The sequence below is a fragment of the Sphingomonas naasensis genome, assembly GCF_004792695.1.
In the GTDB taxonomy this organism is placed as follows: Bacteria; Pseudomonadota; Alphaproteobacteria; order Sphingomonadales; family Sphingomonadaceae; genus Sphingomonas; species Sphingomonas naasensis.
In genome coordinates, this window is the sequence record NZ_SRXU01000012.1 from 57,230 (window position 1) to 69,107 (window position 11,878).

General features: G+C 67.5%; 15 protein-coding genes and 1 pseudogene. 10 read left to right on the forward strand and 6 right to left on the reverse strand.

Features of this window, described 5'->3' with window-relative positions; genetic code table 11:
• Positions 1 to 77: 77 nt before the first annotated feature.
• The gene (locus E5A74_RS19950; RefSeq protein WP_206365929.1) at positions 78 to 1,850 is read right to left on the reverse strand and encodes a fatty acyl-AMP ligase; all 1,773 of its coding nucleotides are present in this window, start codon (positions 1,848 to 1,850) and stop codon (positions 78 to 80) included.
• Between the two features lie 223 nt (positions 1,851 to 2,073).
• Between E5A74_RS19950 and E5A74_RS19955 the strand changes: the two genes are divergently transcribed.
• The 5 genes and pseudogenes from E5A74_RS19955 to E5A74_RS21315 form a co-directional block, all read left to right on the forward strand.
• Positions 2,074 to 2,526, forward strand: a complete 453-nt coding sequence (locus E5A74_RS19955) for a RecX family transcriptional regulator (protein ID WP_338111994.1) — start codon at positions 2,074 to 2,076, stop codon at positions 2,524 to 2,526.
• 84 nt (positions 2,527 to 2,610) lie between these two features.
• Entirely contained in the window at positions 2,611 to 3,195 is a 585-nt protein-coding gene (locus E5A74_RS19960; protein WP_135987385.1) for a cold-shock protein, read from the forward strand.
• A 4-nt stretch (positions 3,196 to 3,199) separates the two neighbouring features.
• Complete coding sequence (locus E5A74_RS19965) at positions 3,200 to 3,697, forward strand: DUF192 domain-containing protein (RefSeq protein ID WP_240699904.1); 498 nt, start codon at positions 3,200 to 3,202, stop codon at positions 3,695 to 3,697.
• A 67-nt stretch (positions 3,698 to 3,764) separates the two neighbouring features.
• Positions 3,765 to 4,157: an NADH:ubiquinone oxidoreductase subunit NDUFA12 gene (locus tag E5A74_RS19970; protein WP_135987386.1), complete on the forward strand. Its 393-nt coding sequence runs from the start codon at positions 3,765 to 3,767 to the stop codon at positions 4,155 to 4,157.
• Between the two features lie 191 nt (positions 4,158 to 4,348).
• Positions 4,349 to 4,582, forward strand: a pseudogene (locus E5A74_RS21315) (DUF2155 domain-containing protein); the annotation flags it as partial.
• Positions 4,583 to 4,617: 35 nt separating this feature from the next.
• Here the strand turns inward: E5A74_RS21315 and aat are convergent.
• From aat to E5A74_RS19995, 4 genes are all read right to left on the reverse strand, one after another.
• Positions 4,618 to 5,373 (reverse strand): leucyl/phenylalanyl-tRNA--protein transferase, encoded by a 756-nt coding sequence (gene aat, locus E5A74_RS19980; protein WP_135987388.1) that lies wholly within the window; start codon positions 5,371 to 5,373, stop codon positions 4,618 to 4,620.
• A gap of 6 nt (positions 5,374 to 5,379) precedes the next feature.
• A complete protein-coding gene (locus E5A74_RS19985; protein WP_135987389.1) occupies positions 5,380 to 6,105 on the reverse strand; it encodes a ParA family protein in 726 nt (241 codons plus the stop codon).
• Between the two features lie 91 nt (positions 6,106 to 6,196).
• Positions 6,197 to 6,502 carry a hypothetical protein gene (locus tag E5A74_RS19990; RefSeq protein ID WP_338111809.1) on the reverse strand — a complete coding sequence of 102 codons (306 nt, stop codon included), beginning with the start codon at positions 6,500 to 6,502 and terminating at the stop codon, positions 6,197 to 6,199.
• A gap of 192 nt (positions 6,503 to 6,694) precedes the next feature.
• A complete protein-coding gene (locus E5A74_RS19995) occupies positions 6,695 to 8,023 on the reverse strand; it encodes a DNA polymerase Y family protein (RefSeq protein WP_240699905.1) in 1,329 nt (442 codons plus the stop codon).
• A gap of 174 nt (positions 8,024 to 8,197) precedes the next feature.
• On the opposite strand from E5A74_RS19995, the gene E5A74_RS20000 reads away from it, so the two are divergent.
• Complete coding sequence (locus E5A74_RS20000) at positions 8,198 to 8,698, forward strand: hypothetical protein (RefSeq protein WP_135987392.1); 501 nt, start codon at positions 8,198 to 8,200, stop codon at positions 8,696 to 8,698.
• 30 nt (positions 8,699 to 8,728) lie between these two features.
• Here E5A74_RS20000 and E5A74_RS20005 read toward each other — a convergent pair whose 3' ends face one another.
• A complete protein-coding gene (locus tag E5A74_RS20005; RefSeq protein ID WP_135987393.1) occupies positions 8,729 to 9,226 on the reverse strand; it encodes a DNA-deoxyinosine glycosylase in 498 nt (165 codons plus the stop codon).
• Positions 9,227 to 9,248: 22 nt separating this feature from the next.
• Between E5A74_RS20005 and E5A74_RS20010 the strand changes: the two genes are divergently transcribed.
• The 4 genes from E5A74_RS20010 to E5A74_RS20025 all read left to right on the forward strand — a co-directional run bounded on the left by E5A74_RS20010 (position 9,249) and on the right by E5A74_RS20025 (position 11,875).
• Positions 9,249 to 9,578, forward strand: coding sequence for an Mpo1-like protein (locus E5A74_RS20010; RefSeq protein ID WP_135987394.1), 330 nt, complete (start codon positions 9,249 to 9,251; stop codon positions 9,576 to 9,578).
• A gap of 46 nt (positions 9,579 to 9,624) precedes the next feature.
• A complete protein-coding gene (locus tag E5A74_RS20015) occupies positions 9,625 to 10,617 on the forward strand; it encodes a cysteine synthase A (protein ID WP_135987395.1) in 993 nt (330 codons plus the stop codon).
• A 96-nt stretch (positions 10,618 to 10,713) separates the two neighbouring features.
• Positions 10,714 to 10,977, forward strand: coding sequence for a hypothetical protein (locus E5A74_RS20020; protein WP_206365931.1), 264 nt, complete (start codon positions 10,714 to 10,716; stop codon positions 10,975 to 10,977).
• 412 nt (positions 10,978 to 11,389) lie between these two features.
• Positions 11,390 to 11,875, forward strand: coding sequence for a division/cell wall cluster transcriptional repressor MraZ (locus E5A74_RS20025; RefSeq protein ID WP_135987397.1), 486 nt, complete (start codon positions 11,390 to 11,392; stop codon positions 11,873 to 11,875).
• Positions 11,876 to 11,878 lie beyond the last annotated feature (3 nt).

The window sequence follows — 11,878 nt, forward strand, 5'->3', positions numbered from 1 at the left end:
TTAGGGGCGAAACGGACGAAATTTACGTCGCGCGCCGCCGATGCGGGCGAGCCGGCGGCGCCGGCCCGTCGCGCCGGTCAGGCTGCGAGATCGTAGGGCTTGATCTCGCCGTTCAGATAGAGGTTGCGCGCCTTGGCGCGGCTGAGCTTGCCCGAGCTGGTGCGCGGCAGCGTGCGCGGCGGCACCAGCTCGATCACGCAGTTCATCCCGGTGACCGAACGGACCCGCTCGCGGATCTCGTCGCGCAGCCGGAGGCGCTCCTTCTCGTCCGACGTGCGGCACTGGACGAGCACCGCCGGCGTCTCCTCGCCGCCGGGCGTGGTGATTGCGAAGGCGGCGATGTCACCCTGCTTGAAGCCGGGCAGCTGCTCGACCGCCCATTCGATGTCCTGCGGCCAGTGGTTCTTTCCGTTGATGATGATCATGTCCTTCGCCCGGCCGACGATGTAGACATAACCGTCCGAGATATAGCCCATGTCGCCGGTGTCGAGCCAACCGTCCTTCATGCAGGCCGCGGTCGATTCGGGATCGCGGAAATAGCCGACCATCACCGAGGGGCCGCGGCACCAGACCTTGCCGATCGCGCGCTCGGGAAGCGGCGTGCCGTCTTCCTCGCGAACCTGGACCTCCATGTCCTTCACCGGCTTGCCGCAATTGACGATCGCGCGGAAACGCTGCGGGCGATCCTCGCGCGCGACGTCGCCGCCGGCGAGTTGGGTCTCCTCGACCAGCTCGACGACGATGCCTTCACCGGGGGGCATGATCGACACCGCGAGCGTCGCCTCGGCGAGGCCGTAGCTCGGCAGGAAGGCGCTGGCCTTGAACCCGGCATCGGCGAAGGAATCGACGAACGACTGCATCACGTCGGGACGGATCATGTCGGCGCCGTTGCCCGCGACGCGCCAGCGCGACAGGTCGAAGCGCTCGCTCGCCTTGGTCTGCGACGACATGCGGCGCGCGCAGATATCGTAGCCGAAGGTCGGCGAATAGGAGAGGGTGGTGCCCTGATTGCGGCTGATCATGTCGAGCCATGCGAGCGGGCGCCGGGCGAAGTCCTCGGTCTTGAGATAGTCGGTCGAGACCTGGTTGGCGACCACCGAGAGGAAGCAGCCGACCAGCCCCATATCGTGGTACCAGGGCAACCACGAGATGCAGCGATCGGTCTCCTGCAGCTGCATGCCGTGGCTGTGCGCCGAGAGATTGTTGAGCAGTGCATGATGCGTGATCGCCACGCCATGGGGGAAGCGAGTCGAGCCGCTCGAATATTGCAGATAGGCGATGTCGTCGGTCTTCGCCGCGGGCAGCGCGCCTTCGGGCGCCGGGCGCGCGCCGAACTCGGCCCAGTCGATCCCCTCAACGCCGGTGATCCGCGCGGCTTCGGCGCACATCGCGCCGATCTCGGGCGGGAAGATCAGCATCGACGGATCGCAGCTCTCGAGCTGGACGCGGAGCTGGTCGATATAGGATTGCGCGCCGCCGAAGCTGGTCGGCAGCGGCAGCGGCACCGGCCAGGCGCCGGCATAGACCACGCCGAAGAACAGCGAGGCGAACTCGGCACCGGTCTCGGCGATCAGCGCGATCCGGTCCTCGGGCTTGACCCCGGCGGCGATCAGGCGATGGGCCTGCGCGATCGCGTCACGGCGGAGCTCCGAGAAAGGATAGGGCCGCGCGAGATTGCCGCGCACGTCGTGGAAATTCAGCCCGCGAACGCCCTCGGCCGCATAATCGAGCGCCTCGCCCAGCGTGGCGAAGTCCGCGAGGCGGCGGGGGTGGCTGTCGGCCGTCGGGGTCGGCACGGGTTTTCCCGTTTCCATGACACCCTGATGCGATCCCGTTTCTTCCAATACCATTCTTTATCTCGTGCCCCTGTGAGCTGGCAGACCCGTTGTGCCCCCACAACGCATACTAAATGCGGACGGCTCTGCTACGCACTGGCGTTCAAAATCGGTTGCCACTGTGGCACAATCATGGCGCATGACCCGGATGCGGCGCCCGCTTACCCCCCTGAACGAAGCCGATCTGGAGCGGTTGGCGCTGCGTTACGTCGAGCGTTACGCGACCACAAGGGGCCGATTGTCCGATTATCTCCGGCGCAAGATCCGCGAGCGCGGCTGGGCGGGGGCGGGCAGCCCCGCCCCGGACGAAGTCGCGCAGGCCATGGCCGACCGGGGCTATGTCGACGATCGGCTGTTCGCCGAGACGCGGGCCGGCGCGATGACTCGCCGCGGATTCGGCGCGCGACGAGTTAACGAGGCGCTGCGGCATGCAGGGATCGAGGCGGCCGATGCCGAGGCCGTCGCTCCGGCGATCGCCGCGGACGCGCCGGCGAGCGCGATCGCCTTCGCCCGGCGCAAACGCATCGGACCGTTCGGGCGCGAAGTCCCCGACCGTCCGCAGCGCGAAAAGCAGCTGGCGGCGATGCTGCGCGCGGGGCACGGCATGGATATCTCGCGCAAAATCATCGGGATGGCGCCAGGAGATGATATCGAGGCACTGATCGCCGTCCCTGAGTGGGACCGGTTTTGATTAAAGCTTAAGGGGCATCCCCAACAAAGCAATTCCACATTTGGAAATTGCTGTGTTAAATACAGTCCCTTGGGGGACTAGATAATGCGTGCTGAACAACAGCTTGCGCCTAGCGATCTTGGAATCGCGCCGCCGGGGGAAGAGGGTTTGCAGGCGGAAACGGCGTCGGACGGCCAGGTTTATCGTGGTGTCGTGAAGTGGTTTGACGTGACCCGGGGGTTTGGGTTCCTCGTCGCCGACGACAGCGAGGCCGGGGACATACTCATCCATTTCACCGTGCTGCAGGAGCATGGCCGGCGGAGCCTGCCCGAAGGCGCGCGGGTCGAATGCGTCGCGGTGCACCGCCAGCGCGGGCTCCAGGCCAAGGAGATTCGCTCGATCGATCTGAGCGAGGCAGTCGAGGCGCCCAAGCGCCCGTCCGAGCGCGCCGACCGGATCAAGCTGATCGACGAGGCGGGGCCGTTCGAGCCGGTCACGGTCAAATGGTTCAATCGCCTCAAGGGCTACGGATTTCTCGTGCGCGACACGGACTCGGCGGATATATTCGTCCATATGGAGACGCTGCGCCGCGCCGAGATCGAGGAGGTCGAACCCGGCCAGCCGCTCAGCGCCCGTATCGTCGCGGGCGACAAGGGACCGCTGGCAGTGGCGGTCGAGAGGACCGGCTGAGACAATGATTCGCAGGCATGGAATGCGGGCGGCGTTCGTCGCAGCGGTTTTGCTCGTGTCCACTGCGTGCAACGGCGCGCCCGGCCCCGGGATCGCGGCCGAGCAGGCGCCGGCCAAGGTCCTCGTCACGATCGACACCAAGGCCGGGCCGCGCAAATTCAATGTCGAGGTCGCGCGCACCACGGCCGAGCAGGAGCGGGGCCTGATGTTCCGCACCAACCTCCCGGCCGATGGCGGCATGCTGTTCGCGCCCTATCCTCCCGAAGGGCCGCCGCGCGAGGCGAGCTTCTGGATGAAGAACACGCCGAGTCCGCTCGATATCCTGTTCATCCGTTCCGACGGCACCATCGCGAAGATCGCCGAGAATGCGGTGCCCTATTCGGAGCAGCCGCTGCGCTCGGGCGAGCCGGTGGGCGCGGTGCTCGAAATCAACGGCGGCAAGGCGGCCGAGCTGGGCATCGCGCCGGGCGACAAGGTGCGCTGGACCGACGAGAACCGCTGATCGTGCGCAGGGGCGGGCGCGCATTCGCCGATTGCCTCGCTGCGCCTGCGCCGCTAATCGGCTGCGCATGGGACTGCCTTTTCCGATCTTCACCTGGTGGAACGGTACCACCTTCGGCACATGGATGGGTCGCCGCGGCAAGACGCGGGTCGGCGAGGATTCGCTCGGCAATCTTTATTTCGAAGGCGGCAAGGATCCGAACGGAATCACGCGCCGCTGGGTGATCTACAGCGGGTCCAACGACGCGAGCCGCGTGCCCCCCGAATGGTTCAGCTGGTTGCACCACCAGATCGATGCCGCGCCCGATCAGGCGCTGCCGGCACCCAGGGTGTGGGAGAAGCCCGCCGAGCCGAACCAGACCGGCACCCGCGCCGCCTATCGCCCCTCCGGCGCGCTCGAGGCGGGCGGCCAGCGGGCGCGCTCGACCGGCGACTACGAGGCCTGGACTCCCGACGCATGACGCGGCGCGCCGCAATCGCGGCGGCGGCGGCGCTGCTGCTCGCCACCGGCGCGTGCAAGGGCGGCGAGGAGGCCGGCAACAACGCTGCCGACGATCTGGTGATCACCACCGGCCCGGGTAACACCGCGGGCGGCACCGAAGTGGTGGCGGTCGGCCCCGACACCAGCGTGCTCAATGCGGCGGCGACGCCGATGAAGGAGCGCGAGGCCGTGCTGGGGCTGCTCAACAAGCGCAACGGCCAGGCCCGCGAGTTCAAGCTCAAGCCCGGCCAGGCGGGGCGCAGCGGCGACGTGATCGTCCGGCTGCGGGCATGCGACAAGACCGCGCCCTGGGAGGCCGAGCAGCTCACCGGCGCGTTTCTCCAGGTCGATGTCGAGCAGCTCGACAAGAGCTGGCGGCGCGTCTTTTCGGGCTGGGTGTACAAGGAGCGGCCGGCGCTCAACGTCGTTCAGCACCCGATCTACGACGTCTGGATCAAGAGCTGCGCGATGACCTTCCGCGACAGCGGGCCCGACACCGTGCCGGCCCCTGCGGCGGGCGGAAGCGGATCGGGCGACCGGTCGAGCGCGAAGAAATCGCCCGAGACCGAAGGGGCGCCGAGCGAGAGCCCCGCCGCCGAATCACCCAGCGCGGCACCCAGCAACGCGACATAATCGTCGCGCGGGATTTCGATCGCGCCGAGCGTGGCGAGATGCTCGGTCTGGAACTGACAGTCGAGCAGGGTGAACCCGCCCGCTTTCAACCGCGCGACGAGATGCGCGAAGGCGACCTTCGAGGCATCGCGAACCCGGGTGACCATCGATTCGCCGAAAAAGGCGCGGCCCAGCGCCAGCCCGTACAGGCCGCCGGCGAGGCGATCGCCATCCCAGCACTCGATCGAATGCGCGAAACCGCGGCGGTGGAGCTCGGTGAAGACGCGCTCGATCGGGCCGTTGATCCATGTGTCGGGCCGGTCGGTCGCGGCTTCGGCGCAAAGCCGGATGATCTCCCCGAACGCGCTGTCGACGGTGACCCGGAAGCGATCGGCGAGGATCGTCTTCCGCAGCGAGCGCGACAGGTGGAAATCGTCGAGCGGCAGGATTCCGCGCAGCTTGGGCTCGACCCAATAGACGCTCGACGCGAGCCGGTGATCGGCCATCGGGAAGACGCCCATCGCATATGCGCGCAGCACCAGATCGGGATCGAGATCGAGCTGGGGAGGAACGCGGTGCGTCATGGCGCCTCAACGCTTCGATGCCAGCCGGCGTTCGATCGCCTGCCACAAATCGGCGAATGCCTGCGCGCCGGGGCTGCGCGGCGCGAAGGCGCCGACCGGACGGCGCCGCACCGCCATCGCCTCGACGATGCTCGCCATCGGAATCACCGGCCAATCGGGCTGGGCGGCGAGCGCCTCGGCATGGAGCTTGCGACGCCGATCGACCATCGAATGGACCGGCATCAGCGGCGCGCCCTTGCGGCCGAGATGGCTCTCGACCTCGGCGAGCGCGCGCATCGACAGCGGCGAGGGGATCACCGGCACGACGATCAGATCGGCGGCGCGCATCACCTGCTCGCTGGTCTCGGTAAGGCCGGGCGGGCAATCGAGCAGCACGCGCTCGTAGGAATCGGCCAGCGCCGTGAGCAGCTTGGCGAGGCGCTTCTTCTTGTCGAGCTCGTGAAAGGTCCGGTCGAGCGATCGCAGCGAGGCATCGGCGGCGATCAGGTCGAGCCGGTCGATGCCGGTATGGCGGGCGAGCTTGGCCGGGCCGACATCGCGCGTGAAGATCGCCTGCGCCGCGTTGCGGCCACTGGCATGGCCCTCGAGCAGGAAGGTCGATGCCGCCTGCGGATCGAGATCCCAGAGCAGCGCGCGCCGGGCGGAGCGCGTCGCCGCGGCCCAGGCGAGATTGACCGCCAGCGTCGTCTTACCGACGCCGCCCTTCAGGCTGTAGACCGCGATCGTCGCCAAACGAGTCCTCCTCCGCAGCTGCGAGGCTGGCATGAAAAAGGGCCGGCGGGGAAGCCCCGCCGGCCCTGGAAAATAACGAGTCTGTCGCGCCTCAGGCGTGGCAGGTCTTGGCGGCCTTGCCGGGCACCGTGACGTTGACGTTCTTCGGCGTGCCGGTGAGCTTGTAGCCACCCGCGGCCTCGAAGGGCTGGCCAGCCTCGGGCGCCTTGAGCATCGTCGCCGGGCCACCCTTCTCGGTCTTGAGCTGGACCTGCTTGTTGCCCTGGAAGAAATCCACGTAAATCAGGCTGTTGTCACCGCAGCGCAGCGTGACGCTCTCGGAGATCGCAGGCGGAAGCTCGACCGGCGCGGCGTTGGCGAGCTGCGAGGCCATCGGATCGGGAGCGGTGCTGCTCACTTCCTCGGGCTTGCTCTCACAAGCGGCGAGGGAAAAGAGCGCAATCGCGGCGGCGGCGATAAGAGAAGGGTTCTTCATAGCGGAATTTGCTTTCGGTCAGGCTGCAAGAATCGTCAAGCGATTCGTGATACAAGGTCACATTATTGTGTTGCGACGCAGCGTAACACTGCGATTGTGTCCCCGATGTGAATGCTATTCGTGGAATTCGTCCAAGTCCGGGATTCTCCCGAACGCGATCTTCGTCCCGACTGCGTCGACCCGGCCGCCGTTCAGCGGCCCGACACTCACGGCATGGCGCCCGAACTTTTCGTTGATGCGGTCCATCGCCCGGCTGAGCGAAAGCGTGCGCGTCTCGCGCGCGAGCGGATCATCGGGATCGAGCGCGGCGAACAGCGAGCCTTGTTCGCCCGCGACGCCCTCGATCTCGCACAGCGTCACCCCGACCATCCGCAGCCGGAAGCCGCCGGTGCGTTCGCGTCCGGCGGCGGCGAGGCGCGGGAAGAGCGAGTCGAGCGCGGAGAGGATCACGAAACTGTCCTGCGTGGCCGGCAGCTTGATCGACGCCCGCCAGTTGGACTTGTCGTCCTCGAACTTGCCGTGGAGGACGAGCAAGCGGCTGCGATAGCCCTTGCGGCGCAGCCGGCTGGCGGCCTTGAGCGCGAGCCGGCGCGCGGTGAGCCGGGTCGGCTCGAGCCCGCGCTTGCCCGGGGACAGGACGTGGCTGTGGCCGATCGTGCGGCTCTGGGTCGGCTTCTCGGGCAGCTCGACGCCGTGGAGCAGATACCAGAGCCGGTCGCCGTTGACGCCGCCCCAGGCGGAACCGGCGTCGCGCGGGCGCCGCTCGCAAAGCTGGCGGATGTCGAGGATCCCGTCGCGCGCCAGCCGGCGCTCCATCTTCGCCCCGATCCCGGCGATCTCACGCAGCTTGAGATCATAGAGGCCGTGCGGCAGCTGATCGGCGGTGAATACCACCAGTCCGTCCGGTTTTTGCAGATCCGAGGCGAGCTTGGCGATCAACCGGTTGGGCGCGATACCCACCGAACTGGTCAGGCATTCGCCGACATTCGCGCGGATGCCAGCCTTGATCCGCTTCGCCAGCGCGACCGCTGCTTCGGGCGAATTCTCGTTGTCGAGCAGCCGGCACGCCACCTCATCGATGCTGCAGACATGCGTGACGGGAATGTGATTCCAGATCTCGGCGAGGATCGCATCGTGGAACTCGACATATTTCTGATGCCGGGCCGGCGCGATCAGCAGATCGCGGCATTTGCGTTTAGCCTCCCAGACCGGGGTGCCTGTCGCGATGCCGTAGCGCTTCGCCTCGACCGAGGCGGCGATCGCGACGGTGGTGTCGGCATCGACCGGCGCGACGATCACCGGCTTGCCGCGAAGCGCCGGGTCGAGCTGCTGCTCGACGCTGGCGAAATAGCTGTTGAGATCGAGGAACAGCCAGCGCAGCGGCCGCGGCGGAAAAGCCAGAATGTTGGAAATGCCCGGGCTGGCTTCGCCGTTTTCCCGCAAAAGCTTTCGAGGGATTTCAACCGCGTGTTCGATTGCTGCCCGGCGCTGGGCTGCGCTTTCGATAGACGCGGGCGCGGTTCGACTCATCGTTGGAACATTAGCAGAACATCGCTGCGCAGGAAACGGCTTGACCGGCGCGGCGCGGATTCGCAGGACGGGGCGAAGGAGACGGTGATGCGGCGACTGTTGATTTCGGCACTGGCACTGGCGCTCGCCGGATGCGGCGGCGAGGAAGTGGCCAACAACAGCGCGACGCCGACGCCGTCGCCCACGCCGGGCCCGATGCTGGGGGGCGTGGAACTGAACAAGCCGATCCGCGCTTCGGGGACGACGCCGCATTGGGCGATCTACATCGCGCCGGGGACGATCACCTATGCCGATGCGCCCGGGGCCGCGCCGAGGGATCTTTATCCGGCCTCGCCGCGGCTCATGGGCGGCGCGGCGCTGGTCGAGACGCGGACCCCGGAAGGCGATGCAGTGACGATCACGCTCACCGCAGCCGCCTGCGGCACGGGCAAGGCGCCGCTGCCGCTGACCGCTGAGGTCAGGATCGGCAGCCGCGTGCTGAAGGGCTGCGCCGGGCAGGGAGCCTATGACTGGGCAACGCCGCGGCCGGGCGCCGAACCCTCGAACGCCACCGACGCCGCGCCCGCCAACACGGCGCGGGCGCGCTAGCCGCGCGGCTCTGGCACGGCGCGCGGCGGCTCAGGCCAGATGGCGCGAGAGATCGCGCCACGCCGGCAGCTTGGCATCGAAGCCTATCGTGTGGAGCGGGCTGCTCGAGGGCAGGGCGACGATCGCATAGCGGCGCGCCGCAGCGCCGAGCTGCTTCAAGCCGTGACGCAGCGCCGTCCCGCCGTTGAACGCGATCGCGCGCAGATCGGGCAGCGTCGCGGCGAGCGCGGCGATGTCGTGCCCCTCGATATCGCGCAGCGCGGCGTCGGTGCTGCCCGGGCGGGTGGCGCTGGCGACGACATCCCACAGGCCGATATGCGCGGCGCGCAGCGCAGCGAGGCGCGCGTCATAGGGCAATGCGGCGAGATCCCGCCCGGCGGCGGGCGTGATCAGCCGCCAGAACTGGTTCTGCGGGTGCGCATAATAGCGCCGCTCGGCGAGCGAGCGCTCGCCGGGGAGCGAGCCGAGCACGAGCAGGCGCGCAGTCGCGTCGACGACCGGTGGGAAGGAATGCTTGCGCGGCTCCATCCGCGTGCGATAGCTTGGGCAAATGGCGCGCACCATCACCCGCTACGCCGATTTCTGGCCCTATTATCTGCGCGAGCACGCGAAGCCCGAGACGCGCCGGCTGCATTATGTCGGCACCGCGCTGACCTTCGTGTTCCTCGCGCTCGCGCTGACGCAAGGCGGCTGGTGGTGGCTGCTGGTGCCGCTGGCGGGCTATGGCTTCGCCTGGGGTGCGCATTTCGGCGTGGAGAAGAACCGGCCGGCGACCTTCACCTATCCGCTCTGGTCGCTCTTCTCCGACTATCGGATGTTCTTCCTGTGGCTGAGCGGCCGGCTGGAGCCGCATCTGAAGCGCGCGGGGGTGGCAGCATAGTTTCACTTGCTTGCGGATCGGGCGGGGACGCCCCTATCTAGCCGCCATGCATCTGACATCCGACACGTTGGGCCTGATCGGCAACACTCCGCTGGTGCGGCTCAGGGGGCCGAGCGAGGCGACCGGCTGCGACATCTTCGGCAAGTGCGAATTCGCCAATCCCGGCGCCTCGGTGAAGGATCGTGCGGCCTTGTTCATCGTCCAGGACGCCGAGGAGCGCGGCGCGATCGCGCCGGGCGGGACGATCGTCGAGGGTACCGCCGGCAACACCGGCATCGGGCTCGCGCTCGTCGCCAACGCCAAGGGCTACAAGACGATCATCGTCATGCCCGAGACGCAGAGCCGCGAGAAGATGGACACGCTGCGCGCGCTCGGCGCCGAGCTGGTGCTCGTGCCGGCGGCGCCCTATTCCAACCCCGGCCATTTCGTCCACACCTCGCGCCGCATCGCCGAGGAGACCCCCAACGCGATCTGGGCCAACCAGTTCGACAACATCGCCAATCGCCGCGCGCACATCGTCGGCACCGCCGAGGAGATCTGGGCGCAGATGGACGGGCGCGTTGACGGCTTCACCTGCTCGGTGGGCACCGGCGGCACGCTCGCCGGCGTCGGGCTCGGGCTGAAGGCCAAGGACGAGCAGGTCTGCATCGCGCTGAGCGACCCCTATGGCGCCGCGCTCTACGAATATTATGCCTGTGGCGAGCTGAAGTCCGAAGGTTCGTCGGTCGCCGAGGGGATCGGGCAGGGGCGGATCACCGGCAATCTCGAGGGCGCGCCGGTCGACGCGCAGTTCCGCATCGCGGACGCGGAAGGGCTCGAATGGGTCGAGCGGCTGCTGAAGGAAGAAGGGCTGTGCCTCGGGCTGTCGTCGGGGATCAACGTCGCCGGCGCGGTGCGGCTGGCGAAGCAGCTGGGACCGGGCAAGCGCATCGCGACAATCCTGTGCGATACCGGCTTTCGCTACCTCTCGACGCTGTACAATGCCGAGTGGCTGCGCGCGAAGGGGTTGCCGGTGCCGGCGTGGCTCGAAACCGCCTGAGCCGGCCCTGACCGCCTTTGCCTCGACAAGGCTGCGGCGAAGCGTTACATTTATGCCACAGATATGAAGTCGGGATCGCGAGACTCAGCCCAGGCGATGCAGCGTGTCCGGGTCGGTATGACCGGGCTGGCGATGGTGCTGGTGCTGATCGGGCTGGCCAGTGCGATCTTCTCCTCGGCCAATCGCGACGCGCCGGTGACTGCGATCGGCGCCCCCAACGCCTCGGTGGTCGCCAATATGACGATCGAGGATGCGAACGGCACCGTCGCGGAAAAGGACGAGCCGCTCGCCGAACTCGGCGTGGCGCCGAGCGCGTCGTCGACCGACACGCCCTCCGGGCAGGGCAACCCGCAAAACTGACGGGAGGCGACGGGTCGCACGGGGATTTGTCCGTGCGAGTCGGGGCCGGCTGCGCGGGCGGATTACGGGCGGGGAGCCCGGCATCCTGGATTAATCGCCCCTAAGCTTCTGTAATCAGTCAATAAACTGTTTTGCGATCGGCTTCAGCAGGTGCCGGGGCGCATTCTGACTCGTTTCAAGAATAAAAGTAGAACAAAGCAAATTCATAAGTAGAACAATATGATTTTGAGGGGCAAAGTGGGGCAAATTCCCGTCTAATCCCCACTTTACCCGTTGTGTCCCGGCGCACTTTGTGATCAAAGAGGATGCTTAAGGGGGCACGAACCCTTTCACCGTGAGACGTAGCGCCGGAGGGCGGCAGGGAACCGCGATTCCGGAGACGGGAAAGGCGTGCCCAAAAGGGGTTTTGGGCGTGGCGGACAGGGAGCTTTTCGAAGGATTTGCGCTCCAGGCGGTCGACCAGAAGGGTCGTGTCGCCATCCCCGCAGACCTGCGCGCCGCCGCCGAGCGCAATTCCGACATCCGCCAGATCGTCGTGGGGCTCCACCCCGAGGACCCGTGCCTCTCCGCGCATGACCTGAGCTGGTCGAAAGAGAAATACGACCGGCTCGACCGCAAGGAGCAGGCCGCCGAGGAGCGCGGCTCCGACGTCGACACGCGCGCCAAGCGTCGCGCGTTCGGCCAGGTCGAGAAGGCGCCGTTCGATGACTCGGGGCGCTTCGTGATCCCGCCCTTCTTCCGGATGAAGGCGAAGATCGGCAAATGGGCCTTCTTCAACGGCAGCGGCGAGACTTTCGACGTCTGGGCGCCCGAAATGCTGCTCGCCGACGAGAATGCCGATCCCGGCCTGCGCGAGATCTGCGAATATCTCTGCCAGTCGAAGGGCGTGAAGCTGTGAGCG